Origin of the sequence: Paraburkholderia phenazinium (genome assembly GCF_900142845.1) — a bacterium.
GTDB lineage: Bacteria > Pseudomonadota > Gammaproteobacteria > Burkholderiales > Burkholderiaceae > Paraburkholderia > Paraburkholderia phenazinium_A.
Genome location: NZ_FSRU01000002.1, coordinates 2,987,677 through 3,014,387, shown reverse-complemented (window position 1 = coordinate 3,014,387; position 26,711 = coordinate 2,987,677). Strand labels below are relative to the sequence as shown.

General features: G+C 64.8%; 25 protein-coding genes. 4 read left to right on the top strand and 21 right to left on the bottom strand.

The features are described 5' to 3' along the window. Window positions 1–261: 261 nt before the first annotated feature. Together mgrA and BUS12_RS30540 are read left to right on the top strand one after the other, a co-directional pair. Entirely contained in the window at window positions 262–1,305 is a 1,044-nt protein-coding gene (mgrA, locus tag BUS12_RS30545; protein WP_074301070.1) for an L-glyceraldehyde 3-phosphate reductase, read from the top strand. A 165-nt stretch (window positions 1,306–1,470) separates the two neighbouring features. After that, window positions 1,471–2,511: a fatty acid desaturase gene (locus BUS12_RS30540; protein WP_074301069.1), complete on the top strand. Its 1,041-nt coding sequence runs from the start codon at window positions 1,471–1,473 to the stop codon at window positions 2,509–2,511. 26 nt (window positions 2,512–2,537) lie between these two features. Here BUS12_RS30540 and BUS12_RS30535 read toward each other — a convergent pair whose 3' ends face one another. Both BUS12_RS30535 and BUS12_RS30530 read right to left on the bottom strand, forming a co-directional pair. After that, on the bottom strand, window positions 2,538–2,723 hold the full coding sequence (locus BUS12_RS30535) for a hypothetical protein (protein ID WP_074301068.1): 186 nt from the start codon (window positions 2,721–2,723) through the stop codon (window positions 2,538–2,540). Window positions 2,724–2,898: 175 nt separating this feature from the next. Next, window positions 2,899–3,177 carry a hypothetical protein gene (locus BUS12_RS30530; RefSeq protein WP_074301067.1) on the bottom strand — a complete coding sequence of 93 codons (279 nt, stop codon included), beginning with the start codon at window positions 3,175–3,177 and terminating at the stop codon, window positions 2,899–2,901. 148 nt (window positions 3,178–3,325) lie between these two features. Between BUS12_RS30530 and BUS12_RS30525 the strand changes: the two genes are divergently transcribed. Then, complete coding sequence (locus tag BUS12_RS30525) at window positions 3,326–3,538, top strand: hypothetical protein (protein ID WP_074263085.1); 213 nt, start codon at window positions 3,326–3,328, stop codon at window positions 3,536–3,538. Window positions 3,539–3,607: 69 nt separating this feature from the next. Continuing rightward, window positions 3,608–4,636: a serine/threonine protein kinase gene (locus BUS12_RS30520; RefSeq protein WP_074301788.1), complete on the top strand. Its 1,029-nt coding sequence runs from the start codon at window positions 3,608–3,610 to the stop codon at window positions 4,634–4,636. Between the two features lie 40 nt (window positions 4,637–4,676). Here the strand turns inward: BUS12_RS30520 and BUS12_RS30515 are convergent, their stop codons facing one another. The 19 genes from BUS12_RS30515 to BUS12_RS30425 all read right to left on the bottom strand — a co-directional run bounded on the left by BUS12_RS30515 (window position 4,677) and on the right by BUS12_RS30425 (window position 26,619). Next, window positions 4,677–6,620 carry a DUF3857 domain-containing transglutaminase family protein gene (locus BUS12_RS30515; RefSeq protein ID WP_074301066.1) on the bottom strand — a complete coding sequence of 648 codons (1,944 nt, stop codon included), beginning with the start codon at window positions 6,618–6,620 and terminating at the stop codon, window positions 4,677–4,679. A 127-nt stretch (window positions 6,621–6,747) separates the two neighbouring features. Next, window positions 6,748–7,080, bottom strand: coding sequence for a helix-turn-helix domain-containing protein (locus BUS12_RS30510; protein WP_074301065.1), 333 nt, complete (start codon window positions 7,078–7,080; stop codon window positions 6,748–6,750). Next, complete coding sequence (locus tag BUS12_RS30505) at window positions 7,061–7,438, bottom strand: type II toxin-antitoxin system RelE/ParE family toxin (protein WP_074301064.1); 378 nt, start codon at window positions 7,436–7,438, stop codon at window positions 7,061–7,063. Before BUS12_RS30505 ends, BUS12_RS30510 begins: the two co-directional genes overlap by 20 nt. 220 nt (window positions 7,439–7,658) lie before the next feature. After that, complete coding sequence (locus BUS12_RS30500) at window positions 7,659–8,681, bottom strand: XdhC family protein (RefSeq protein ID WP_074301063.1); 1,023 nt, start codon at window positions 8,679–8,681, stop codon at window positions 7,659–7,661. Further along, the gene (locus tag BUS12_RS30495; protein WP_074301062.1) at window positions 8,654–9,232 is read right to left on the bottom strand and encodes an SRPBCC family protein; all 579 of its coding nucleotides are present in this window, start codon (window positions 9,230–9,232) and stop codon (window positions 8,654–8,656) included. Before BUS12_RS30495 ends, BUS12_RS30500 begins: the two co-directional genes overlap by 28 nt. After that, window positions 9,223–10,470, bottom strand: a complete 1,248-nt coding sequence (locus BUS12_RS30490) for a vWA domain-containing protein (protein WP_253190233.1) — start codon at window positions 10,468–10,470, stop codon at window positions 9,223–9,225. Before BUS12_RS30490 ends, BUS12_RS30495 begins: the two co-directional genes overlap by 10 nt. Window positions 10,471–10,478: 8 nt before the next feature. After that, a complete protein-coding gene (locus tag BUS12_RS30485) occupies window positions 10,479–11,363 on the bottom strand; it encodes an AAA family ATPase (protein WP_074301060.1) in 885 nt (294 codons plus the stop codon). Continuing rightward, window positions 11,356–12,153, bottom strand: coding sequence for an FAD binding domain-containing protein (locus BUS12_RS30480; protein WP_074301059.1), 798 nt, complete (start codon window positions 12,151–12,153; stop codon window positions 11,356–11,358). Before BUS12_RS30480 ends, BUS12_RS30485 begins: the two co-directional genes overlap by 8 nt. Before the next feature lie 15 nt (window positions 12,154–12,168). Then, complete coding sequence (locus BUS12_RS30475; RefSeq protein ID WP_074301058.1) at window positions 12,169–14,550, bottom strand: xanthine dehydrogenase family protein molybdopterin-binding subunit; 2,382 nt, start codon at window positions 14,548–14,550, stop codon at window positions 12,169–12,171. Window positions 14,551–14,560: 10 nt separating this feature from the next. Continuing rightward, the gene (locus BUS12_RS30470; protein WP_074301057.1) at window positions 14,561–15,067 is read right to left on the bottom strand and encodes a (2Fe-2S)-binding protein; all 507 of its coding nucleotides are present in this window, start codon (window positions 15,065–15,067) and stop codon (window positions 14,561–14,563) included. Window positions 15,068–15,480: 413 nt separating this feature from the next. Further along, window positions 15,481–16,884, bottom strand: a complete 1,404-nt coding sequence (locus BUS12_RS30465; RefSeq protein WP_074301056.1) for a branched-chain amino acid transporter BcaP — start codon at window positions 16,882–16,884, stop codon at window positions 15,481–15,483. A 160-nt stretch (window positions 16,885–17,044) separates the two neighbouring features. Continuing rightward, a complete protein-coding gene (rqpR, locus tag BUS12_RS30460) occupies window positions 17,045–17,701 on the bottom strand; it encodes a response regulator transcription factor RqpR (RefSeq protein ID WP_074301055.1) in 657 nt (218 codons plus the stop codon). Between the two features lie 10 nt (window positions 17,702–17,711). Then, entirely contained in the window at window positions 17,712–18,563 is an 852-nt protein-coding gene (locus tag BUS12_RS30455) for a sensor histidine kinase (RefSeq protein WP_074301054.1), read from the bottom strand. A gap of 571 nt (window positions 18,564–19,134) precedes the next feature. Next, window positions 19,135–19,905 (bottom strand): ferredoxin--NADP reductase, encoded by a 771-nt coding sequence (locus BUS12_RS30450; RefSeq protein WP_074301053.1) that lies wholly within the window; start codon window positions 19,903–19,905, stop codon window positions 19,135–19,137. Window positions 19,906–20,466: 561 nt separating this feature from the next. After that, window positions 20,467–21,429, bottom strand: coding sequence for an ABC transporter permease (locus tag BUS12_RS30445; RefSeq protein ID WP_074301052.1), 963 nt, complete (start codon window positions 21,427–21,429; stop codon window positions 20,467–20,469). Between the two features lie 60 nt (window positions 21,430–21,489). After that, window positions 21,490–22,524, bottom strand: a complete 1,035-nt coding sequence (locus BUS12_RS30440) for an ABC transporter permease (protein ID WP_074301051.1) — start codon at window positions 22,522–22,524, stop codon at window positions 21,490–21,492. Then, the gene (locus BUS12_RS30435) at window positions 22,514–24,142 is read right to left on the bottom strand and encodes a sugar ABC transporter ATP-binding protein (RefSeq protein ID WP_074301050.1); all 1,629 of its coding nucleotides are present in this window, start codon (window positions 24,140–24,142) and stop codon (window positions 22,514–22,516) included. Before BUS12_RS30435 ends, BUS12_RS30440 begins: the two co-directional genes overlap by 11 nt. A gap of 286 nt (window positions 24,143–24,428) precedes the next feature. Next, window positions 24,429–25,448, bottom strand: a complete 1,020-nt coding sequence (locus BUS12_RS30430; RefSeq protein WP_074301049.1) for an ABC transporter substrate-binding protein — start codon at window positions 25,446–25,448, stop codon at window positions 24,429–24,431. A 118-nt stretch (window positions 25,449–25,566) separates the two neighbouring features. Then, entirely contained in the window at window positions 25,567–26,619 is a 1,053-nt protein-coding gene (locus tag BUS12_RS30425; RefSeq protein WP_074301048.1) for a LacI family DNA-binding transcriptional regulator, read from the bottom strand. Window positions 26,620–26,711: the final 92 nt, after the last annotated feature.

The following is a 26,711-nucleotide window of genomic DNA, read 5'->3' as shown; positions in this document are numbered from 1 at the left end:
GGGTCGTCGAAGTGTAGGGGAGGGTTGCTGCCGCGTCCATGCGTCAGCCGTGTTGCCAGCCGCCGCTTCAATCGCCTGGCAGGCCTCTTCGCCGCTCGCTTCTGTCCCGCATAATGGGCCTCAGCAAGTCTTTCGACGATTCGCTAAGATAGTGAGTTCGTCTCACCCCGCACTGAACCGCACGCGGCCGTGCCGCCCGAGCAATCGGCGCAGCGGCTGCCTGACGACTCTTCCTTCCGTTTTCATCAAGGGATTCAAGCAATGGCTTACGAAGCAGCTTCAGCACGCTATTCGGACATGCAGTACCGCGTTTGCGGCAAGTCGGGCCTCAAACTACCGGCGCTCTCACTGGGCCTGTGGCACAACTTCGGCGATACGACACCGCTCTCCACGCAACGCGAAATCCTGCGTACCGCGTTCGATCTCGGCATCACGCACTTCGACCTGGCGAACAACTACGGGCCGCCGTACGGCAGTGCTGAAACGAACTTCGGACGTCTGTTCAAGGACGACTTCAAGCCGTACCGCGACGAACTGCTGATCTCGTCGAAGGCCGGTTGGGACATGTGGCCGGGTCCGTACGGCCAGGGCGGCGGCTCGCGCAAGTACATCCTCGCGAGTCTGGATCAGAGCCTGCAACGCATGGGGCTCGAGTACGTGGACATCTTCTATTCGCATCGTTTCGACGCCGACACGCCGCTCGAAGAAACCGCCGGCGCACTGGCGAGCGCCGTGCAGCAGGGCAAGGCGCTGTACATCGGCATCTCGTCGTACTCGGCCGCCAAGACGCGCGAGATGGCGAAGCTGCTCGCCGAATACAAAGTGCCGCTGCTGATCCATCAGCCGGCCTACAACCTGCTGAACCGCTGGGTCGAGCACGAGCTGCTCGACACGCTCGAAGATCTCGGCACGGGCAGCATCGCCTTCACGCCGCTCGCGCAAGGCCTGTTGACCGGCAAGTATCTGAACGGCGTACCGGACGATGCGCGCGTCAACAAGCCGGGCGGCGGTTCGCTGAAGCAGGACCACCTCAGCGCGCAGAACATCGAGCATGTGCGCAAGCTCAACGAGATTGCCCAACGTCGCGGTCAGAGTCTCGCGCAGATGGCGCTCGCGTGGACGCTGCGTGGTGGACGCATTACTTCGGCGCTGATCGGCGCGAGCAAGGCCGAGCAGGTACGTGAAAACGTCGGTGCGTTGAAGAACCTCGAGTTCTCGAAGGAAGAGCTGGCGGAGATCGACCGCTATGCGACCGAAGGCGGCGTCAACCTGTGGGAGAAGCCGTCCACGGATCAGGCCATCTAAAGCTGACGGCGTACCCGTCGGAGCGATGTCAGGAAAGCCGCCGTAAGGCGGCTTTCCTTTTTGGGCGTGGGTCTCGCGTCACCCGTTGTGCCACGCCGAGGCCGTTCTTCCCGCTGTCACAGAGCGCTGCTAAGGTCGCGGCGATCTCGTCTCGACGGAGGGAAAATGGACCCACGTGCGGCCGCTCAGGCTGGACCGGCAACGCCGACTACGGCAAACGCGCGACGCACCCCGCGACGCGCGGCCATCGACGTACGCGCCAATCTCACGCTGCTTGCGGTGGTCACGCTGGCGACGGCGCTGCAGCTTTTCGGCTTGCCGTTCCTGCTACGTGAATGGGGGATGCCGGCGTTGCTGCTGATCGTGCCGCTGGTGGTGTCGACTCCCATGCACTGGGGTTTGATTCACGAAGCGATTCACGGACAACTGTTTGCCGCACGGCATCTGAACGAAGGTGTGGCGCGCACCCTGGCGATCGCCTTCGCGCTGCCGTTCGACGCCGTACGCTTCGGACACCTGATGCATCATCGCTTTACCCGCGAACCGTTCGATCGCCCGGACGTGCTCGACGCAAGCCGGCCGCTGTGGCAGGTGCTGCCCGGTTACTACGGACGTTTGCTGGGCGGTCTGTATGCGGGCGAACTGGTGTTGCCGCTGCTCGCCTTTGCGCCGGCCAAGTTGGCGCGCTCGCTGGTGTCCCGCGCAATCGGAGCGGAGGGGCCCGCCGGTGCCGACGTGCAGCGTCTGTTCGCGAGTTTCGCGGCCGATCCCGCGCGGCGCGCACGCATCCGCCGCGACTGGCTATTGAGCCTTGCGTTGTTCGCGCTTGCCTTCTATCTGTATGGGACGTGGTGGCCGGTGCTGGCCGTGTCGATGTATTTGCGCGGCGTGTGGCTGTCGCTCGCGGACAACCTGCCGCACCATGGCGTGGCGCTCGACGTACCCGGACGTTCGCGCAACTTTCGCGTGGCGCGGGTATGGCAAGGTGTGCTGATGAATCACCATCTGCATCGTTTGCATCATCAGCATCCCACGTTGCCGTGGACGGCGTTGCCGGCGCTCGCGCTTGAAACGCGCGGCGAAAAAAACGCAGGAACGGACGCAAAAGCGGACGCACAAACGGACGCGATCGACCCCGCCTATTTCCGCAGCGCGTTACGCCAGTTCAGGGGACCCGGAGCGCTGGACGCGGCGACGGCGCATTGACTGGCGCCCCGGCCGCGGCCGCGCGGCTAGACTAGCGCGGGTAGTCCTTCGACTAGCAGCACGGCGACGCCCACACCCATCAGCGCGCCAATCAGGCGGAAGATGTTGTGCCTCAACTCCGTCTTGCACGGTAGGGCGCCGACAAACAACGCACCGGCTAGCGCCATCGGAATGATCAGGATGAAATCGGCGATCGTGAAGTAGGTCGTCATGCTCGTCTCCTTATGGTGTTGCTCGCGGGTTCAGCCCTGTATTTTTAGGCTTGATGCGGCTGCCACGCTTGATGTGAGTATAGGCCACCCCTTGGGCGATGGGGGACCTGTTTGCGGCGCTGCAGCGAGGCTTCGCAGTGCGTGGAAGTCTTGCCTGGCGGGGCTGCGCGGGTTTTCACCAGGCGTCGTTGACGCGCCAGGCAGTGTAGCGGCCGCTTACATTGTCCTTTCTGGATGATGGGGCACCCGGTGCCTCGCCCGCTCGTGCACGGCCCAGGAAAAAACCAAACGCGACAGAAGCGACACCGTCTGCGATGACCACGATTGTCTTCAGCATCGTCGGTCCGAGGTTGTTCAACATGACGACGATGCCGCCGCCCAGCACGCACGTTTTTGAGATATCAGTGCCGCAGGGTTTATGATGGGTCATCAGCATGCGGTAGAGTAGGGCCATCGGCTTGGTTTTTTTGCCGGTCCACCACCGCGTGCGACGCGGAGACAATCAGGTGCGTGCGCAACGTGTTCGGCGAAGCGGCGCTTTTATCATCACCTCGACCGGCACGATCGTCATATAGCCGGCAATGGGAGAACGGGGAAATATCATGCAAGTCGGTTCTATTGTCCGATCCGTGCATATCGCCGTGCCGCAGGGCGCGCGCGGGATTGTCATGCGCATTCTTGGCGATATGGCGATGGTGGCGTGGTATGCCGGCGAACCCGGCACATCGCTCCAGTTGAATACAGAACCCTTCTTCCTCGAAGACCTGATCGATACGGGCGAGCTCGTGCGCCCGGCCAGTGCGCAGATGCACTGAACGCGGCGCGTGTCCGCGCGTGTCGCTGCAGCGCTCGTCTTTGACGGCGTCGCGGCGCACAATGCGGGCATGAACCCAGACACTCACGATTCGCAGGACAGCGTCTCCGGCGCTGTGCCTTTTACCCGGCTGACGCCGGAATGTGTGCTCGACGCAATCGACAGCGTGTTGAGCACGGTCGGCGTTCGCACCGATGGACGCATGCTGCCGCTCAACAGCTACGAAAACCGCGTCTATCAGATCGGCGTCGAGGACGGCCCGCCCGTCGTCGCGAAGTTCTACCGGCCCGAGCGCTGGACGGACGAGGCGATTCTCGAAGAGCACGCGTTTGTCGCCGAGCTCGCCGCGCGCGAGATTCCGGCGGTGCCCGCGCGCGTCTTCGAAGGCCGCACACTGCATGCATTCGATGGCTTCCGCTTCTCGATCTTCGAGCGGCGCGGCGGTCGCGCGCCCGACCTGGACCGGCCCGACACGCTCGAATGGCTCGGCCGTTTTATCGGCCGCATCCACGCCGTGGGCCAGACCGAGGACTACACGGCGCGTCCCACGCTCGACATCCAGACCTTCGGCTATGAGCCGCGCGACTTCCTGCTGTCGCAGCACTTCGTGCCCGACAACGTACGCACCGCATGGGAAACCGTGGTGAATCTCGCGCTGCAAGGCGTCGAACAGGCGTTCGAGCGGGCCGGCGACATTCGCCCTTTGCGCATGCATGGCGACTGCCATCCGAGCAACGTGCTATGGACCGATGCCGGCCCGCATTTCGTCGACTTCGACGATAGCCGCATGGGGCCGGCGGTGCAGGATCTGTGGTTGCTGTTGCCGGGCGAGCGGGCCGAAGCGTCGCGCGCGCTCACCGATCTGCTCGCGGGCTACGAAGACTTCTGCGAGTTCGAGCCGCGCGAACTGCATCTGATCGAAGCCTTGCGCACGTTGCGTCTGATTCATTACCAGGCATGGCTTGCGCGCCGCTGGAACGATCCGGCTTTTCCTGCGGCGTTTCCGTGGTTCAACACGCAGCGCTACTGGGAAGACCGCATTCTCGAAATGCGCGAGCAACTCGGCGCCATGCAGGAAGGGCCGCTCTGGCCGGTTTAGCCTTCGGTTGAGGCGGTATTGCGGCCGTAGGGCGGCCTTATCATGGCGCGAACGGCGAGAGCGACGAGGACGGCGTAGAGGGTGAGAACGCCGCCACGTGCGACGACTCGACCAGCGTCGACTTAACGATCACCTCGGCCCGCACGTCGCGCCCGACCCGCTCGATGGTGGGACGCATCTGCGCGAACTCGTCGGGAGTGCAGACTTCGCTGTCGAAATGCGTGACGCCGTCGCGCGTCATCGTCACGATGTTGGTAAGCGGATCGAAGCGGTACTGCGAGTGGAAATCGATGAAGCGATCCTGCGCTTGCGTCGCCTCCGGCATGTCGAGCACGCTGAAGTTGGGTGGCAGCGAAATGCGCGCGTGTTCGTGCAACTCGAGGTTGCGGCAGACGAACGGCTGGGTGCGCTGACGTTCGCCTAACCAGTACTGCGCATCCGCACTGAAGCCGCCCGCAAAGCTCGTCAGTGCGGGAATGGAGGCCGCGGTGCCCGGCACCACGAGGCTCTCCAACGTGCCTTTCATTGTGATCGTCAAGGGGCCGTCGGTGGCGGCGAGGTCGCTTGTGGATAGCGTGGCCGTGCCGTTCAGGTTGGCACTGCGCAGTTCGGCCTGAATCGATTCCTCACGCTGCGCCGGTGTCTGCATGCGCAGCATTGCGCGTCCCTGTTCCGCCGGCCAGCCGGACGCCTGCACCTGATAGACGAAACTCGCCGAGCCATCGGGCGCGACCGTGATCGACAACTCGGAACGATGCGCCATGGTGGCAGTCGCCGGCGTTTGCGCCAGCTTGCCCTGGTCGACGAGTAACGCGGGCCGGTCCATGTCGGTGGACGGCAGAAAGCCGAATTCCACATTCGATGCTGTGGAGTCGGCGTACATCTGCAAGTCGGGCAGCCAGGTGATCACGTGATTGATCACGCCGTAGCCGGGCACGCTCGGCAGCGTGTAGATCGTGCCGCTGCTGATCAGCGCCGGCTCGTTGCGGATGCCCACCGCGTCGAGCAACGCGCCGTATAGCGCGACGTGGTCCTTGCAGTCGCCATAGCGGTCCGCGAGGATGGCGCTCGCCGGATGCGGCACCACCGCGCCGCGCCCCACGTTGATGGCGACGTAGCGCACATTGCGGCGGACCCAGTCGTAGAGCGCCTTGGCTTTCGCCCGTGGCGAGCTCTGGTGCGCAGCGACCGATTGCGCGAGCTGGACCAGCGCGGCGTCATGCGCGCTCGGGTCGGCCGCCGACGCGCGATACGTCGCGGCGAATGCCGCGTAGTCCGCGAAGGTGGACACCATCAAGCGGTCGCCGTAGGACACATACGCCACCGAACCATGCTCGAGGCGGCTGAAATGCGCCCGGTCATAGCGGAATTCGTAACGTGTGCGGCCGTCGTGCGTGACCGGCGGCTCGACCGTGAAGCCGCGGGCGTCGGCGTAAAGCGGCTTGTCGGCGGGGAGGTCGTAGATCAGGCGGAAGTTGTGAGTGGGTGCGAGATCGGGCGGCGTGAAATCGCTGAATTCACCCGCTACGATCGGCACCTTTTGCGTCTTGCGGTAAGTCAGGTGAACGCGCGAGCCTGGTTCGACCGCAGGGAACACGATCACCTTTTCCTGGATGTCCTGGAACATTGGGGCGTCGAACGAGCGAGCTTCCTGCACGTCGCGGATCTCGTCGGGCTGGACGTCATGGCGCACTCCGTCCGCACCGGTCGTATAAGCCTCGATGATCTGCACATCCGCCATGTTGCGGTTGAACCAGATGTATTGCTGGGCCACGCGCGCCACGCCCGCCTCGTTGTTCACGTGCAGCGTCATGCTGTCGAGCTTGCTGTACGAGCCGTCCGCGTTGACGGTGTAGGTCTGGGTTTCGCCCTCGTTGGTGTAGGGATCGTCCGGGCCGACCGCGACCGCAACGCTCGCGCTGGCGGCGCAGGCGCTCAAGAGCCAGCTGGCAGTCGCGATATAGGCGAAAGGGGCGAGGCGCATGGCGGGTTCAGGTGTCCGAACGGATACGTTGACGGGGCTGCGTCGCTCAGAGTCGGTTCACAGAAGCCGCTTGTCAAGCGGGCGGCGCGCATAAGCCCGGTTTTCGCCTCTACACTGTGCCGACGAGTCAGGCGGCCGCGCCCCGGGCCGCAGGCCTCTCCCCTAGCGAACTCAGTTTGACGTCGCGATCCGGGAAGCGCGCGATCATGACCAGCTCGCCGCCCAGTGCATGAATATGGTCACGCAACGTGGAGATGTACATGTCCGTTCGCTGCTCGAGCTTGGCGATACTGGGTTGCTTCACATCCAGCAAGCCGGCCAGCTCCTCCTGCGAGAAGCCAAGAGCACGGCGTAATTCCGCGAGCGCCATTTCGGCGAGCATTGCGTTGGTCCGTTGCGCTGCCTCGGCACGCAACTCGGGTGACATCTTTGCTGCGAGTTCAGAGAACTTCTTTGCCATTACGGCCTCCTTTCTGTTCCAGTTGTGCCAGATGCTCGCCAAATAACGCATCGGCACGTGGCACATTGACTGCATACCAGCGATCGTTACCGGTCTTGTTGCCGCCGAGCAGCAGAATGCCCGTGCGGAATGGGTCAAATGCATAAAGCACGCGATAAGGTTTGCCCGCATGCTGGACTCTCAATTCGCGCATACGACCGTACTTCGAGCCCTTGACCTGGCTGCAATACGGGTGCGGCAATTCCGGGCCAACCTGCTCAAGCAAATCAACCGATGCCTTGACCGACACCTGCTCTGCTTCCGTCAAATCTTCCCACCATGCACCGAAGAGATCGGTGTACTCGATTTCCCAACTCATAGATAAATATACCCTCCATGGAATATTCCGTCAACGGAATAACGACGCCGTTGCGCGTGCGATACGCAGAGATCGCAAGCGACCTCGCAGCGCCTCGCGCGACGAACGCATGTGCGCGGCGACGGGGCGCCGCGCATGAGGTCATGCTAGGGATTTGGGGGAGAGAAACCAGTCAGCCGGATGGCTAACGTTGTGGAGGAAAAGGTGTAGAGGAAACGCGTTAGACGTTACAGGTCGCGCCGCCGCTCGCGGCAATTTCCCGTGCGGCTTTCGCGCCTTCAACCTGCAGCAAGGTCGGCAGCGATACGCCGTTCTTTGCCGCCGTCACTTCCGCCAGAATCGACACGGCGATCTCCGGCGGCGTTCTGCTGCCGATATAAATGCCGACCGGCCCATGCAGCCTCGCCAGTTCGGTATCGTTCAGGTCGAACTCCTTGAGCCGCTCGCGCCGGGCGGCATTGTTGCGCCGCGATCCCAGCGCGCCGACATAGAACGCGGGCGTCTTCAGTGCTTCCATCAAGGCAAGATCGTCGAGCTTCGGGTCGTGCGTCAGCGCGATCACCGCGCAGCGCTCGTCGAGCTTCATGTCGAGCACCGTATCGTCGGGCATCGTGCGTACGATCCTTGTGCCGGGGATATCCCATTCGTCGGTGTACTCTTCGCGCGGATCGCAGACGGTCACCTGGTAGTCGAGCCCCACCGCGATATGGCAGAGATAGCGCGACAATTGCCCCGCGCCGATCACCAGCATCCGGTAGCGCGGTCCGTGGATCGTCAGCAGGCGCTCGCCGTCGAAGTCGACGCCGTCCGTCGCCTGCGCGGCGCCCAGTTGCACCCCGCCCGTCGCCATCTCGACCCGGCGTGCAATCAGCTTGCCGTCTTCGACCGCTTCACACAGTTCGGCGATGCCGCTTGCCTCGTTCAACGGCTCGAGCACCAACTGGATGGTGCCGCCGCAGGGCAGCCCGAAACGATGCGCTTCTTCCGCCGTGATGCCGTACTTGACCGCCTCCGGCAAGGTTTGCTCGATGCCGCGTTGCCGCACCCGGTCGATCAGGTCGTCTTCGATGCAGCCGCCCGACACCGATCCCACCACGAGACCATCGTCGCGCACCGCCAGCATTGCGCCTTCCGGACGTGGCGACGAGCCCCACGTCTTGACCACGGTGACGAGTAGCGCGCGATGTCCCAGTTCGAGCCAGCGTGCACTGGACTTCAGGACTTCGAGATCCACGCTGTCCATGATTTCTTCCTTTTCGCTTGAGCGTCGCCGGATTCGGAATCCGCGCCGTCGGTTGATGCTGTGTCGTCTGCTGGCGCCGCGGTGTCGGCCGCTGCATCCGCGCCGCCTTCATCGGTCACCTGAGCGCTGAAGCGCTTGAAAAATTCGCCGGCCAGCTTGCGTGCCGCGCCGTCGACGAGCCGCGAGCCGATTTGCGCCAGTTTGCCGCCGACCTGCGCGCTCGCCGTGTACGTCAGCCTGGTCGCTTCGGGGCCCTCCGGTTCCAACGTGACGCGGGCATTGCCGGAGCCGAACCCGGCCACCCCGCCCTGGCCTTCGAAGACGATGGTGTAGGTCTGCGGCGCGTTGATATCGGTCAGCAGCATACGCCCTTTGAAGCGCGCCTTCACGGGACCTACCGAGGCGGCCATCGACAGCGCAAACGCGTTCTCGCCGTCCGCTTCGATGCTCTCGCAGCCGGGGATCGACGCGCGCAGGATCGCGGTGTCGTTCAGCGCCTCCCACGTGCGCTGCTGCGAGACGGGCAGCGTGTAGCTTTCGGTCAGTTCCATCGCGTGACTCCTTGTGTTCCGGCCGCGGCATCGGCGCGAGGGGCGCGCGTCAGTTGCGCCAGATCGCGGCCGAATGCAGCCAGACTATCGAGATTATGAACTGGCCGGTGCGCGTCGACATAGGGCAGGATCGCCTGCACGCCGCGCGCCTTCGCTGAGAAGCCGCTATACCGCAGCAGCGGGTTGAGCCAGATGATGCGATGGGCGAAGCGGCGCAGACGCGCCATTTCGGTGTCGAGCATGTCAATGGCCTCGTGGTCGAGGCCGTCGGTGACGAGCAGTACGGTTGCCCTGCCGGACAGCACGCGCCGCGCCCAGCGCCGGTTGAACTCGGCGAGCGCCGCGCCGATGCGTGTGCCGCCCGACCAGTCCACCACCTGATCGGCCAGCGCGGCGATCGCCACGTCGGGGTCGCGCTCGCGCAGCGCGCGCGTCGCATGGGTGAGGCGCGTGCCGAACAAGAATACCTGCAGCCGTTCTCGCGATTGCAATAATGCGTGACAGAAATACAGTACCGCGCGCGAATAGGCGCTCATCGATCCGGAGATATCGAGCAGCAGCACGAGCGGCGGCTTGCGTTCGATGACAGCGCGGTACTTCCACACGGTCCAGTCGCCGCCCGAGCGTACCGCGTGACGCGCGCTCGCCCGCAGGTCCGCATGGGTGCCGCGCGAGGCGGCCTTGAGGCGGCGCGTCGGTTCGGTGGCGAGCGGCAGGCGGTGACCGCGGATCACATGACGCAGCGTGCGCCATTCGTCGGCGCTGAGGGTGTCGAAGTCGCGGTGACGCAGACGCTCTTCGGCGCTGAACGTGACGTGCGCGCGCAGTTCGTGTTGCTCGGTTTCGGGTGCGGTCTGGGCGTTGCGTGAGCCGGCCGGACGCGCGGCAAGCGCGTCGGCGAGACGGTTGTTGCGCCTGGGCGGCGGCAGACCGTTGCGCACCTTCGGCAGCAGCAGCGCGCGCAGCTTGCTTTCCCAGTCGGGATCGCGCCAGAACAGGTTGAAGGCCGTGTTGAAGATCTCGCGTTCGTCGGGGGCGGAGATCAGCAGCGCGGCCAGTGCGGCGCATACGTCATCGCGGCGGCCGAGGTCGATCCAGCGCAACGCATCGAGTGCATCCACCGCGTGCGACGGCGACATCGGCAAGCCCGCGCCGCGCAGCACGCGCACGAAATGGACGACATTGTGCGCGAGTGTGGGAGGCAGTTCGTCATCGGGAGCACTTGGCATGACTGTCATACCCGCCGTCATTCCTTCGCTGCCAGGCACTGCCCGATCTGCGCTGCGTCCACCCGCGCCAGATCGTCCTGATACTTCAGCAGCACGCCGAGCGTGTCCTGCACCGACTGCGGATCGAGTTCGGTCACGCTCAACGCGGCCAGCGCGCGGCACCAGTCGATTGTCTCCGCGATCCCCGGGGCCTTGAACAGATCCATGCCGCGCAACTGATGCACGAAATCGACGGCACGCCGTTGCAACTCGGCGCTCGTCTGCGGGGCGCGCGCCGCGACGATCGCCAGTTCGCGATCGCGCTCCGGATAGTCGATCCATTGATACAGGCAGCGGCGCTTTAATGCGTCGTGTACCTCGCGGGTGCGGTTCGAGGTCATCACGACGAGCGGCGGTTGCTCGGCGCGCACCGTGCCGTATTCCGGAATCGACACCTGAAAGTCCGACAGCAGTTCGAGCAGAAACGCCTCGAACGGCTCGTCGGCGCGGTCGATCTCGTCGATCAGCAGCACACGACGCGCGCCGGGATGCAGTTCGTCCGGCATCAGCGCCTGCAACAGCGGGCGCTTGAGGAGAAATTCGCTGCGATATAGCGTGTCGTTGCCGGGCCGCTCACCGGCCGCTTCTGCCAGCCGCAGCGCCATGATCTGCCGCGGATAGTCCCACTCGTAGAGCGCGCTGGCCGTGTCGAGCCCTTCGTAGCATTGCAGCCGCAGCATCGACGTGCCGAGCAGGCCCGCGGCTGCCTTGGCCAGTTCGGTCTTGCCGACTCCCGGCTCGCCCTCGACAAACAACGGCCGTTCCATGCGCAGCGCAAGGAACAGCGCGGTCGCCAGCTCGCGGCTCGCGAAATAGCCTTGAGCGCCGAGCTGGGCAAGGGTGTCGTCAATTGAACTAACCATTCGCGGTGGTCACCGCCCGTGCAGTCAGCAGCGGAATCAGATGCGCCCGGTACTCGGCGCTGGCGTGCATATCCGTGTTCAGGTCGTCTGCGGACACCGTGACGGCTTGCGCCGCCGCTGGCGTAAAGTTCGCGGTGAGCGCGCTCTCCAGATCAGGAGAGCGAAACACGGATGCCCCCGCGCCCGTCACCGCCACCCGCACCCCATCCGCCCGTTTCGCGACAAACACGCCAACCAGCGCAAAGTGCGAAGCCGGATTGCGGAATTTCTCGTAGGCGCTGCGCTCGGCGAGCGGAAATTCGACGGCGGTGATCAGCTCGTCGGGCGCGAGCGCAGTCTCGTACATGCCGACAAAGAAGTCGTCGGCGGCGATGCGCCGCCGGTCCGTCACGATCGTGGCGCCGAGCGCCAGCACCGCGGCCGGATAGCAGGCGGCGGGATCGTTGTTGGCGAGCGAGCCGCCGATCGTGCCGAGCGCGCGCACCTGACGGTCGCCGATATGGCTCGCGAGGCTGGCAAGCCCAGGCAGGACGCGGCGGATGTCGGCGTGATCGGCGACGTCCGCATGACAGACGGCCGCGCCGATGGTCACGCTGTTGGCGTCGACGCGAATCTCCTTGAGCGCGGCAATCCGCGTGACGTCGATCAGCTTCGATGGCTGCGCGAGGCGCAGGCGCATGGTCGGCAGCAGGCTTTGGCCGCCGGCGAGGAATTTTGCGTCGCTGTCGCCGGCGAGCGCGGCGACCGCCGCTTTGGGATCGGCCGCGCGTTGATAGTCGAAGGTGTACATGTCGGCTTGCTCCGGTCAGGGTTGTTGCGCAGCGCGGATCGCGGACCACACACGATGCGGCGTGGCGGGCATTTGCAGATCCTTCACGCCGAGCGGCGCCAGCGCATCGAGAATCGCGTTGATCACCGCCGGCGGCGAACCGATTGCGCCCGCTTCGCCGCAGCCCTTCACGCCGAGCGGATTGTGCGTGCACGGCGTGCCTTTGGCGGTTTCCACCGTGAAGCTCGGCAGGTCGGAGGCGCGCGGCATCGCGTAGTCCATGTACGAGCCGGACAGCAACTGGCCGCTGTCGTTGTCGTACACGCAGCGCTCGAGCATCGCCTGGCCGATCCCCTGACCCAGGCCGCCATGCACCTGGCCTTCGACGATCATCGGATTGATCACGTTGCCGAAATCGTCGACCGCGGTGAATTGCTGGATGCGGCACTCGCCGGTATCCGGATCCACCTCCACTTCGCAGATATACGAGCCGGCCGGATAGGTGAAGTTGGTCGGATCGTAGAAGGCGCTTTCGTCGAGTCCCGGTTCGAGCTTGTCGAGCGGATAGTTGTGCGGCACGTAGGCGGCGAGCGAGATGTCGGCAAAAGCCTTGGTGCGGTCGGTGCCGGCGACGCGGAACACGCCGTTCTTGAACTCGATGTCTTCGGCCGCCGCTTCCAGCAGATGCGCGGCGATTTTCTTCGCCTTTGCTTCGATCTTGTCGAGCGCCTTCATGATCGCCGAGCCGCCCACCGCAATCGAGCGTGAGCCATATGTGCCCATGCCGAACGGAATGCGACCGGTATCGCCATGCACGATTTCGACGTTCTCAATCGGAATGCCGAGCCGGTCCGCCACGACCTGGGCGAACGTCGTCTCATGCCCTTGGCCGTGACTGTGCGAGCCGGTGAACACCGTCACCGAACCGGTGGGGTGCACGCGTACCTCACCCGCTTCGAACAGGCCGGCTCGAGCGCCGAGCGCGCCGGCGATATTCGACGGTGCGAGTCCACAGGCTTCGATGTAGCACGAGTATCCAAGTCCACGCCGCTTGCCGTTTCGCTCCGAGGCCTGCTTGCGGGCCGCGAAGCCTTTCACGTCGGCGAGTTCCAGCGCGCGGGCCAGCGTGGTTTCGTAATCGCCGGTGTCGTAAGTGAGGCCTACCGGTGTCGCATACGGAAACGTGCGAATGAAGTTGCGGCGGCGGATCTCCGCCGGATCGAGGTTCATTTCGCGCGCCGCGGTTTCGACCAGCCGTTCGACCACATAGGTGGCTTCAGGCCGGCCCGCGCCACGGTATGCATCGACGGGGACCGTATTGGTGAAGACCGCCTTCACCTCGGCGTAGATCGCGGGCGTGGCGTACTGACCCGCCAGCAGCGTCGCGTAGAGGATGGTGGGCACGCTCGAGGCGAAGGTCGACAGGTACGCGCCCATGTTGGCGATGGTGTGCACGCGCATGGCGAGGAAAGTGCCGTTGGCGTCCATGGCCAGCTCGGCCTTCGTCACATGGTCGCGGCCATGTGCATCCGAAATGAAGGCCTCCGAACGTTCTGCAGTCCATTTCACCGGCCGGCGGATTTTCTTCGACGCCCAGGTGAGCGCCACATCTTCGGCATATAAAAAGATCTTCGAACCAAAGCCGCCGCCGACGTCCGGCGCAATCACGCGCAGCTTCGATTCCGGCAGCGACAGCACGAACGCCGCCATCAGCAGCCGTTCGACGTGCGGATTCTGGTTCGCGACATATACCGTGTAGCTGTCGTCCTGCGGCGACCAGCTGGCGTTCACCGCTCGCGGTTCGATCGCGTTCGGGATCAGGCGGTTGTTGACGATATCGAGCGTCGTGACGTGCGCGGCTTTGGCGAAGGCGGCGTCGGTGGCCGCCTTGTCGCCGTGACCCCACGTGTAGCAGACGTTGTCCGGCACTTCGTCGTGCACGGCGGGCTGGCCCGGATCGGCGGCGTGCGCCGTATCCACCACGGCGGGCAGCACGTCGTAATCGACTTCGATCAACTCGGCGGCGTCTTTCGCCTCTTTCACCGAGCGGGCGATCACCAGCGCCACCTGGTCGCCGACGTGGCGCGCCTTGGTATGCGCGATCACCGGATGTGGCGGCTCGTTCATCGGTTTGCCGTCGACGCTGTGGATCAGCCAGCCGCAGGGCAGGCCGCCCACGCTGTCAGCGGCCATATCCGCGCCGGTGAAAATCGCCACCACGCCAGGCGATTGCTTCGCCGCGGCCGTGTCGATGCTTTTGATCCGCGCATGCGCGTACGGCGAGCGCAGGAACACGGCATAGGTTTGCTGGGGCAGCACGATATCGTCGGTGTACTGACCATTGCCGGTCAGGAACCGGTAGTCTTCCTTGCGCTGGACGGAGGCGCCAATCAGCGGATGCGGGTCGGGTGCGTTCATCGTCGTCTCCTCAGACCGTGACTTGCGCGCTCGCCTGAGCGGCGGCGCCGGACTTCATGCCGGCAGCGCCTTCGAGCACGGCCTTGACGATGTTGTGATACCCCGTACAGCGGCACAGATTGCCGTCGAGCTGGGCGCGCACGTCCGCTTCGGTGAGATCGGGCTGACGCTGCGCCAGCGAGGTCGCGCTCATCACCATGCCCGGCGTGCAGAAGCCGCACTGCAGGCCGTGGCAGTGGCGGAACGCCGCCTGCATGGGATGCAGTTCGCCGTCTTTGGCGAGACCTTCGATGGTGGTGATCTGCGCACCTTCGGCCTGCACGGCGAGAATGTTGCACGATTTGATCGCGCGTCCGTTCAGATGCACCGTGCACGCGCCGCATTGGGCGGTGTCGCAGCCGATATGCGTGCCGGTGAGCCGGAGTTGATCGCGCAGGAACTGGACAAGCAGGGTGTGGGGCTCGATTTCGGCGGTAACGGGCGTGCCGTTCACCGTCAGACTGATGCTGATCGCCATGAACTGTCTCCTTTGTCGGCCAGAGCTAGCGCTTTGGCGCTTACTCTGGTCCCATGCAACATGGTTGCGAGAGGGATCGAGACCGGCGCGGGCCCACGTTCACTACCTTCCGCCTGCCTGCTGTGAGGGCTCGCTTCGGTTTGTGCTTTTTATGGTTCCACCGAAAAGTAAAGCACAAATCGGGCAGGGCTGCTATCGGGGGAAATCGTCCGGAGGCTGGCACGGCGCGCGCGGCGGTGTCGGCCCGGACAAGAAAAAACGGCACGCTGCGTGGGCAGGCGTGCCGTTCTGAAGCCATTTTGAGGCGGCAGGGAAGGCCGTTGGGCGTTGCTGAAGGCCCATGAAGGCCTATGCATACCGCTGAGCGCCTCAGAACGCCGGCGGGCAACGCTCAGTTTCGCGGCGCTCCTCTATCAATGCTGCGAGCCGTGCGCGAGTTTGGAATGGCGGCGCGAGTAACCGAAATAGATCACCATGCCGATCAGCAGCCAGATCACGAAGGCCATCCACGTGACCGCCTTCAGGTTCACCATCAGGAACAGGCACGACGCCACGGCGAGCACCGGCACCACCGGCACGCCTGGACAGCGGAAGGCGCGCGGCAGGTCCGGATGCGTCCTGCGCAGGATCAGCACGGCGATCGACACCATCGAAAACGCCGCCAGCGTGCCGATGTTGATCAACTCCGCGAGCACGTTGAGCGGCACCAGCGCGCCGATCAGGCCGAAGAAGATGCCGACGAGCCAGGTGGTCAGGAACGGCGTCGCAAAACGCGGATGCACGTGCGAAAGCGCGGCGGGCAGCAGTCCGTCGCGCGACATGGCGAAGATCACACGCGTCTGGCCGTAGGCCATCACCAGAATCACCGTCAGCATGCCGAGCACGGCGCCCAGATCGATGAAGCCAGCTACCCATTTCTCGCCGGCCACCTGCAGTGCGTACGACACCGGGTGCGAGATGCTGGCGAACTGCGCCGACGGCACGATGCCCGTCACGACCGCCGCCACCGCCACGTACAGCACGGCGCACACACCAAGCGAGGCAATGATGCCGACCGGCAGATCGCGCTTCGGATTCTTCACCTCTTCGGCCGCCGACGAAACGGAATCGAAGCCGATAAACGCAAAGAACATCACCGCCGCCGCGCCGAACACGCCGTTCCAGCCGTTCGGCATGAACGGATGCCAGTTAGCGGGCGTGACGTGAAACACGCCGACGCCGATCACCAGCAGCACGACGATCACCTTGATCGCCACCATGATGTTGTTGATGCGCGCGGATTCGCGGATGCCGACCGACAGCAGCGCGGTGATCGCCATCATCACGACGAAGGCGGGCAGGTTGAACAGGGTGGTATGGCCGGGCAGCGCGCCGGGCGCGGCCGACAGGGCGACCGGCAGCGTCACGCCGAAACCCGACAGCAGCGACTGCAGATAGCCCGACCAGCCGACCGACACGGCCGAGGTGGCGAGCCCGTATTCGAGCATCAGGTCCCAGCCGATGATCCACGCGGCCAGTTCGCCGAGGGTGGCGTACGAGTAGGTGTAGATCGAGCCGGCGACCGGAATGGTGGAGGCGAACTCAGCATAAGCCAGCGCCGCGAAACCGCAGGCAATGGCCGCGATGATGAACGACAGCATCAGCGCCGGGCCGGCTTGTACGGCGCCGGTGCCGGTCAGGACGAAAATGCCGGTGCCGATGATGGCGCCGACACCGAGGAAAGTGAGGTCGAGCGCGCCGAGGGTTTTCTTCAGGCCGCCGCTTTTGCTGCTGGCGGCGAGCATGTGCTCGACGCTTTTCTTGCGAAACAGGGACATTGGCGTGGGTCTCCAGTAGTGCACGCGTCTTGCGCGCCGAATGTCGGGAAACCCAGGATTTTAGCGGATGTGCGACCCCTTACTTTTCCGGGATAGCAGGCGGATGACGCAGGACAGGACGCGCGCCGTCGTGCCGCGCCCCGCTGCGGTGCCCTTAACCCTAGCCGGCCATGGCCGGATTCAGGTCGACGAGGCGGTTGCTCATCACATAGAAGGTGAGTTCGGCGTTGTTGCGCAGCTTCATCTTTTCCAGCAGCCGCGTGCGGTACACGCTCACGGTCTTAACCGACAAAGACAGCGCATTGGCGATATCCGTCAGCCGCTTGCCGGAGGCGAGCATGCAGAGCGTCTGATATTCGCGGTCGGAGAGCTTTTCGTGCGGCAACTGCTCGCCGTCGAACGAAACGTAATCGGCGAGCGCCTCGGCCATCGCCGGGCTGACGTACTTGCGGCCCGCCGCGACCTGCTGGATCGCGCCGATCATCTGCGCGGCGTCGACGGTCTTCGAGAGGTAACCGGCCGCGCCGGCCTTCAACGCCCGGACTGCATACTGGTCTTCGCGATACATGGAGAACATCAGCACCGCCGCGCGCGGCGCCTTGCGCTTGAGGCGCTTGAGCGCTTCGACGCCATTCATGTCGGGCAGCGAGATGTCGAGCAGGACGACGTCGTAGACGTGCTTCGCCACCGCAACGAGCGCATCGGCGCCGGTTTCCGCTTCGTCGACTTCGAGCGCCACGCCACGGTCCATCAACAGTTGCCGGACGCCCTGGCGGACCACGGCGTGGTCGTCGACGAGCAGGATGCGCAGGCTCATGACGGCGCGCTCAGGAAGAGAAAGACGCGGCGCCGGCCGCGAGGCGTTCGGCGCACGCAGCGCCGGCGAGCATCGCATCCCACGCAAAACGCGCACGCACCGTGGTGCCGCGCGCGTGCGTACTGGCGTCGGGGCGGCTGGCGCCGATCTGCAGGCTGCCGTCGAAGGCCGCGCAGCGGGCGCGCATGCCGGCGAGGCCGAAATGGCCGCGGCGCGTGCGGGCGCGCGGTGCGAGGCCAATGCCGTCGTCACTGACGACGAGCGTCAGGTGGCGGCGGCTCGCTTCGATGCGCACGTCCGCCGCGCTGGCGCGGGCATGCTTGGCGGTGTTGTTGAGCGCTTCCTGGGCGACCCGGAAGATCGCGAGCGCGGCATCCGCCGGCAAGCGCGTGAGGCGGACGTCGGCAGCGCACACGAAGCTGGTGCGCAATTGCGTGCGGGCGGCGAAGTCGCCGGTCCATTGCGACAGCGCGCCCACGATACCGGCGTCGAGCGAAGGCGCGTGCAATTCGGCGACCGCATGGCGGGTGGCTTCGCCGACGGCGTCGAGCGAGCGCTGGGCAACCGTGAGCGCGGCGGCGCACTGCGGCGGCGCATCGGCGGGCAGCCAGGTTTCGACGCCGGCGAGCGCGAAGTGCGTCGCGGTCAGTTCGGCGCCGACGCTGTCGTGCAACTCGCGCGCGACGCGCTGGCAGGCGGCTTCCTGGGCATGGACGAGTTCAGCGGACAGTTCGCGCACGCGGGCGCGCAGACGCGCGATCTCGCGCTCGGCAGGGCTGCTGGCGCTCGCCCCATCGAGGCCTTCGCGGGCGATGGAAGTGGGCACATGCGCGGTGATCGGTACGACAATCGACGTATCCATGACTCTCCCGCTTAGGATGCTGCTCGCACAGCAAACCGGGTGCGCTTCGACGGCGCGAAGACAAGGGAACGCATGCGAATCTCTGGCCTCAAGAAGTGTCCGCTGCGCACCCCGGCATGACGGACAAATCGCTACGAGGTAGCGTAACGAAATTTACATTCAGTAACAAATCGGCTGTAACCCTGGTGGGGTCTTACGGCAACCGGTGATGCGCCGCGATCATATCCCAAAAAAAAGAAAAGAAGCAGATAGGACAAGGCTCAGCGTGGGTTTTTTGCGGCAGGAATTTATTGAGGTTGACTTGTCATATGCATTTTGCATGTAGGAAAAATGCTGACATTGAAGGTGAGGCCGTGTGTCGGAATTGTAACTGGATGAGCGGGCGAGGATTCCGGCGTCGGCGGTGAGCCGGTCATGTCTTCGCAGAGGGTTTGCCGGGCGCAGAAAAACACCCGGCGAGCGTTCGCGGCGAGCGCGCAAAAAGCAAAACCGGAGCGCGAAGGCTCCGGTTTTTCGCGGCTCAGCCGGCGGGCGGCGAGCCGGGTACGTCCGCGTAACGCGCGGCTTAGGCTTAGCCCACGAACGCCTTTTCGACGACGTAGTGCCCCGGCGCATTGTTGCTGCCTTCCTGGAAGCCCGCGTCGTCGAGCAGCTTGCGCGTGTCGCGCAGCATGTGCGGGCTGCCGCACAGCATGACGCGGTCGTTTTCCAGCGAGAAGCCCGGCACGCCGAGGTCGGCGAACAGCTTTTCGGTTTCGATCAGCTCGGTGATCCGGCCACGGTTCTGGAACGCTTCGCGCGTGACGGTGGGGTAATACAGCAGCTTTTCCTGAACCAGTTCGCCGAGGTGCTCGTGCGCCGGCAGGTGGTCCGTGATGTATTCCTTGTACGCCAGCTCGTCGACGAAACGGCAGGTGTGCGTGAGCACCACGCGCTCGTAACGGTCGTAGATGTCCGGATCTTTAATGATGGACATGAACGGCGCGAGGCCCGTGCCGGTGGACAGCAGCCACAGCGTCTTGCCCGGCAACAGGTTGTCGGCCATCAGCGTGCCGACCGGCTTCTTGCCGATCAGGACTTCGTCGCCGACCTTCAGGTGCTGCAGGCGCGAGGTGAGCGGGCCGTCCTGAACCTTGATGCTCAGGAATTCGAGGTGCTCTTCGTAGTTCGCGCTCGCGAGGCTGTAGGCGCGGATCAGCGGCTTGCCGTCGACTTCGAGGCCCACCATCGTGAACTGGCCGTTTTCGAAGCGAAATGACGGGTCGCGCGTGCAGGTGAAGCTGAACAGCGTATCGGTCCAGTGATGGACGCTCAGGACGGTTTGTGAATTCAGGTTGCTCATGGCTTCTTGGATGGTGCGAAAACAAAGACGGCCAGACGACTAGCCGGCCGGCACGGCAAGGGCGATGCTGCGCTAACCCCGCTGCTGATCCGGGGCCAGGGAAATGATGCGCAATCCGCTATTTTACCGCGCTTGCCACCTGAGGGTATCGGCACGGCGTCGAGCGTGGTCAAGCGGTTTGCCGGACTTGCGGCTTCGGCGTCGGAACGGCACGCGGTGGAGCACGTCGGCGGGGGTACAGCCGGGGTTCAGCAGCGGTACGGCGATGGGCAAATTCGCGTGGTGCGTTGCGCCGTCCGGTGACCGGATCGCGTGCCGGTAGGCATACGTCCTCACAACAAGTTTTTGGGATGATACAGAAAGCCGTCGCGCAGCGCAGCATTGACCCTGCTAGCGGGACGGCAAAAGGGGCAAAAATGCCGCAAAAGTGGCGAAAAAGCGCCGGGAAAGCGGCGCAAGTGCCGTCTTTAGCCACCACAAGCGGGGCTGCTGCCGCCGGCAAAACGGCGCCGGGGCGCCGCGCGTCAGTGCGCGTGGCCCGAATTCCCTGCGAGGCCGCCTTTAGCCCGCCACGGCAGCCGTGCGCTTGCGCCCCCGCTGTTTCAGCACGCGCGCCTGCATCACGATGACGGCCAGCAGGAACACGCCGCGAATCACCGATTGCCAGTACGCCGACAGGCTGATGAAGCCAAGGCCGTTTTCGAAGTTGAGCAGGTTGAACACCAGGCCGAGCAGCAGGACGCCGGCAATCGTCATCGCAATCGAGCCCTCGCCGCCGGTCAGCAGGGTGCCGCCCAGCACCACGGCGGAGATCGCGAACAGCTCCCAGCCCACCCCTTCGTTCGGCTGCCCCGCGCCGAACTGGGCCGCGAGGATCACGCCGGCCATGCCGGCCAGCAGGCCGCTTACGGCATAGGCCGTGACCAGCGTGCGGTCCACATTCAGTCCCATCAGGCGCGCCGCTTCCTCACTGCCGCCGATGGCGAGCGAATGCCGTCCAAAGCGCGTGCTGCGCAGCGCGAGCCACCCGGCCAGCGCCGCCACCACCGCGACGATGCCGGGGATCGGCAGGCCGAACAGATCGCCTTGACCGAAGGCGCCGAAATTCGAGTCGGGGGCGATCGACACCGCGTCGTTCTTGCCGAGCAGCAGCCCGACGCCGTGCGCGCCGAGACTGGTGGCGAGCGTCGTGATGAACGGCAGGATCTTCAGACGCGTGATGATGATGCCATTCAGCACACCCACGATTAACCCTGCCAAGGAGCCGGCCAGTACGGCGACCCAACCGCCATAGGTGCTGGTGAGCGCGGCCACGACGCTCGACATGGCCGCTACCGTGCCCACCGAAAGGTCGATGCCGCCCGTGATAATCACGAAGGCCATGCCCACCGAGATCAGCGCGAACATCGAGTTGTAGCGCCAGAACGAATTGATGTTGTAGGCCGAGCCGAAGTGGTCGTAACGCACGAGCCCGAACACCACGAGGGCGACGAGCGCGAGCAGGATGGGGAGATTCTTTTTCATCGCATCGGGTCCGGAGTCTTGGAGAGCACGGGCAGCAGGGTCGACATGGGCGGTTCGGGATCAGCGCGAGCGCCGTTGCACGTACACCGCTGCGACGATGATCGCGGCCTTGACGACCAGCGCCGCCGCGTCGGGAATGCCGTGCGCGAGCAGGGTAAAGCGCAGCAACTGGATGATCAGCGCACCGATCAGCGTGCCGCCGATATACGCCTTGCCGCCCGTCAGCGCCGTACCGCCGACCGCCACCGCGGCGATCGCATCGAGTTCGATGCCGAGGCCGACCACATTCGCGTCCGACGACGAGTTCACCGAAATCGAGATCAACCCTGCGAGACCCGCCAGCGCCGCGCATATCGTGTAGGCGATCAGCTTGACGCGTGCGGTCGGCACGCCGCACAGATAGGCGGCCTTTTCGTTGCCGCCGGTGATCAGCAGGTACTGGCCGAACAGCGTCTTGCGCACGACCCAGACGAACAGCGCGACCAGTGCGAACATCAGCAGCACCTGGAACGGCACGCCGCCTACCTTGCCGAGGGCGATCCACTGGAACGCGGGGTTGTCGAAGGCCTGCAGGCTGCCGTCGGTGACCACCTGGGCGATGCCGCGACCGGCAATGAACAGCACCAGCGTGGCGACGATCGGCTGCACCGAGAGCTTCGTCACCAGCAAGCCGTTGAAGACGCCGCATGCCGCCGCGGCGATCACCGGCAGGACGAACGCGAGGGCGATGCCGCCGGGGCCCGGGATATTCATGAACAGCATCGGCGCCAGCGCGCCGGAAATCGCCATGGACGCGCCCACCGACAGATCGATGCCGCCCGTCGCCACCACCAGCGTCATGCCGATGCCGACGATCACGATCGTCACCACCTGTGTCAGATTGACGTTGAAGGTTTGCAGCGACCAGAAGTGCTGCGTGAACAGCAGATTGAACACCAGCATCGCCAGCAGCACGATGACTTCGCGCTGGATCGTGACGCGGTGCCGCTTCTTCGCCTGTTGTTGTGCTGCGCTATCCGGGGCGGACAGCGGGGTTTGCGCGGCCAGCGGCTGCGCAGCCTGATTGCCTAGTGGTTTAAGCGACTTAAGCGCCATGACGGTCGCCCTCCAGCGCGTCTTCGATATGGGCCGTGTGGGCGGCTTCGACCAGTTGCGAGGGGCCGTCGCTGCCATAGGCGATGGCGTCCATGATGCTGCTCTCGCTCATTTGAGCGCCGTTCAGTTCGGCGACGGTGCGGCCGTCGCGGATCACCACGGCGCGGTCCGCCACAGCAGTGAGCTCTTCCAGTTCCGACGCGGACAGCAGCACGGCAAGCCCGGCGTCGCGCAGTTCGCGCACGATCTTCGCGACGTCCGCCTTGGCGCCGACGTCGATGCCGCGGGTCGGCTCGTCGAGCAGCAGCAGCGACGGCTCGGCGGCGAGCCAGCGCGCCAGCAACACCTTTTGCTGATTGCCGCCGGACAGTTCGCGGATCGGTTGATCCGGCGAGCGCAACTTGATGCCGAGCGAGGCGATAAAGCGCTCCACGATGGCCTGCTGCTTTTTCACGTCCACCACACCATGTTTGGCCAGCGTGCGCAGGCACACCAGCGTGAGGTTGTCGCGCACCGACAGTTCAGGGACGATGCCGTCGCCTTTGCGGTCTTCGGTGAGGTAGGCGAAGCCGCGTGCAATCGCATCTTGCGGCGACTTGAGCGTCACGGTTTCGCCGCCCACGGCGAGCGTGCCGTGTTCGAGCGGGTCGGCGCCGAACATCAGACGCATCGTCTCCGTGCGGCCCGAGCCGAGCAGGCCGGCGAGCCCTACCGCTTCGCCCGCATGCACTTCGAGCGAGACGTCGCTCACCTTCGGATGGGCGCTGAGGTTGTGCGCCGCCATCACCTGCGCGCCGCGGCGCGCGAGATTGGCCTCGCGCGCGGTGCTGTCGTCCTGAACGACGGCGGCCAGCGTGCGGCCGAGCATCGTCGTGACGAGCTGCAGTTTGTCCATCTCCGCCATCGAGCTTTGGGCGACGGTCTGGCCGTCGCGCATCACCGTGACGCGGTCGCACAGCGCGTAGAGTTCGTCGAGGCGGTGCGAGACGAAAATCACCGCGCGGCCGTCGTCGCGCAGCTTGCGCACCACGCTGAACAGCAGTTCCACTTCGCGTTCGTCGAGCGACGAGGTGGATTCGTCCATGATCACCATCTTCGCGTCGGACGACACCGCGCGCGCGAGCGCCACCATCTGCTGGATGGCGGTTGAATAGCTGCGCACGGGTTTCTTCACGTCGATCTGCAGGCCGAACGACTCAAGCAGCGCAGCTGCGCGCCGCTGCACCGCGCGCCAGTCGATCAAACCGTAGCGGCGCGGCTCACGGCCGAGAAAAATGTTTTCCGCCACGGAGCGGAACGGCACCAGATTGATCTCCTGGTAGATCGTGCTGATGCCCGCTTCACGCGCTTCCTTCGGCGTGCGGAAATCGATCTCGCGGCCTTCGAAACGCACGCTCCCACCGGCGCGCCGATAGGCGCCGGTGAGGATCTTGATCATGGTGGATTTGCCGGCGCCGTTCTGGCCGATCAGCGCATGCACTTCGCCTGCGGCGACGCTCAGATTGGCGTTGCGCAGGGCGGGCACGCCGCCGAAACTGATCTGGATGTCCTGCATCTCCAGGAGCGGCGAACGTCCGGCGCTGGGAGACGGCGGCGTGGGGCTGCCGGATTGCGTCACGTCTATTCTCCTGCTGCAGATACTGTGCGGCGGGGCGGCGGAGCGGCTCGCGCCACCTTCCCATAGTAGTCCGTAAGACAAAGCGAAGCGACGGCCCGTCGTGGCACGGGCGCGTCGCTCCGAACCCTTCCCGTCCCCCCGGAGACATAAAGGGGACGTCCTGCGGGGCGCCTCCCAATCCTCAGAGGTGACCGCCTCCGAGGGTAGAAGACTGACTGCGCGTCGCCATCGGCAGCGCCGGATCAGCTATGACGCCGGATCCGGCGTGCCGACGGCCGGGGCGACATCAATAGCCGTACTGCATGCTCTGCTGCACGTTGCTCTTGTCGTAGAAGCGGTCGGAGACTTTCACCCAGGTCGGGATCGTTTCGCCCTTGGCGAATTTCTGCGCGACATCGCAGGCGAGCGGGCCGAAGAACGGGCTCGACTGCACGCTGGCGCCCAGTTCGCCGGCGGCGATGGCGTCCATGCCGCCCTTGGTGCCGTCGATCGTCACGATCTGGATGTCCTTGCCCGGTTGCTTGCCGGCCGCCTTGATCGCAGCGATCGCGCCCAGCGCCATTTCGTCGTTATGCGCGTAGACCGCGGTCACGTCCGGGTGCGCCTGCAGCAGCGTTTCCATCACCTGACGACCCTTGTCGCGCGAGAAATCGCCGTCCTGCGAAGCAATGATCTGCATGTCCGGATGCTTCGCGATCACGTCGTCGAAGCCCTTCTTGCGATCGTTCGCAGCCGAGGCGCCCGTGGTGCCTTCGAGTTCGATGATCTTGGCCTTGCCGTTGGTGGCCTTCACCAGCCAGTCGGCGGCGCGCTGGCCCTGGTTGATAAAGTCGGAGCCGATGAAGGTGATGTAGTCCGTGCCCGGCTTGGCGACCGAGTGATCGACGTCGCGGTCCACCAGGATCACTGGAATGCCGGCCTTCTTCGCCTGCAGCACAACCGGCGAGAGCGGCTTTTCTTCACGCGGCGGGAACACCAGCAGATCGACGTGCTGCGCGATCATGTTCTGGATGTCCGAGACCTGCTTGGCGTTGGAGCCGTTGGCGTCGGTGACGACCAGTTGCCAGCCGCACTTGGCGGCGATGTCCTTCATGCTCTTGGTTTCCGCGAGCCGCCACGGATTGTTGCTTTCGGTCTGCGCGAAGCCGACCTTCAGCGGAGTCTTGCTGGGTATCTTGGGCAGGGCATCGTCGGCGTGAGCCGTTGCGACGCCAAAACCGAGTGTCAGGGCCACAAGCGATGCAGCCAGCGGGGATGCGGTCAGCCGACGACTTTGACCACGCAATTGCCGTTCGAGCGATGCCATGTCTTCCTCCAGTACCTGGTGAGGTAGGTGTATTTGCTTTTTGGTGTTTCTCCTGCCGGTCGGCACCTGCGCACCGTTGACCGGACGTGCCGATTATTCCACTCGGAATTATTATCGGTCAATCACTAATAATATTAATTATGGGCGATTTTGCCTCGGTAATTACCCTCACTGAGGCGCGTTCGACGAGCGGACCGTCGAGCTTCACCATGCGGTGCCGCACCGGCGCGCCCGCGGCGCGGTTCTGTTCTTCCTGCAGCAAGGTTTCCACTGCCCAGCGGCCCAGCTCGTAGTTCGGCAGCACGACCGTCGAGAGCGGCGGATGGGTGTGGCGGGCAATTTCCTGGTCGTCGTAGCCGAGCACGGAGATGTCTTCGGGCACCCGCAGGCCAAGCTGCTTGAGCGCCTCGATCGCGCCGAGCGCGGTCAGGTCGTTGGCGCAGAAGATGGCGGTGGGCGGATGCGCCTCGCGCATCAGCGAGAGCGTGTGCTCGAAGCCCACGCCCGAGCTCCAGTCGCCTTCGCGCACGAGTTCCGGGGCGAACGGCAGGTCGGCGGTGGCGAGCGCGGTGCGGTAGCCCTTCAGGCGGTCCTTCGAGGCGTCCTGCCACGGCTCGCCGTTGATGTAGCCGATGCGCCGGTGGCCGGCGTTGAGCAGGTACTCGGTGGCGATATGGCCGCCCGCCACTTCGGCGGGCACCACCGACGACTGGCCGCCTTCGCTCGTGTAGCAGTTGAGCAGCACGGTCGGCACGCGCGACAGCGCGGCCGGCAGGCTCACCTTGCGCGTGTAGACGGTGGCGTAGATCACGCCGAACAGGTGCGGATTCGACAGCGTGGTTTCGAGCACCTGTTGTTCGATGTCCGCGTTGCCGTGGGTCGAGTAGACCGCGAGCATCTTGCCGCTCGCGTAGGCGGCGTCGCGTGCTCCGTCGATGTTGACGACCGGGTGCGGACTCGTCGAGATTTCGTCGGCGAGATAGACGATCAGGTTGCGCTCGTCCTTGGACGCGAGCACCGGTTCGCGCGCCGAGAGCCGGTAGCCGAGATCGTGGGCGGCCTTGAGCACCTTGTTGCGGGTGGCCTCGGAGAATTTCGCGCCGGTCGCGTTGTTCAGGACAAGCGAGACCGTCGATTGCGACACGCCGGTGAGCTTGGCGATGTCGGTCATCGTGGGACGGCGTTGAGTCGATTTTTTCATTGAGCGGGCCGCGCCGAAGCGGCGGCGAAAACAGGGAATGCCAAGGGCACGATCGTGCTGAC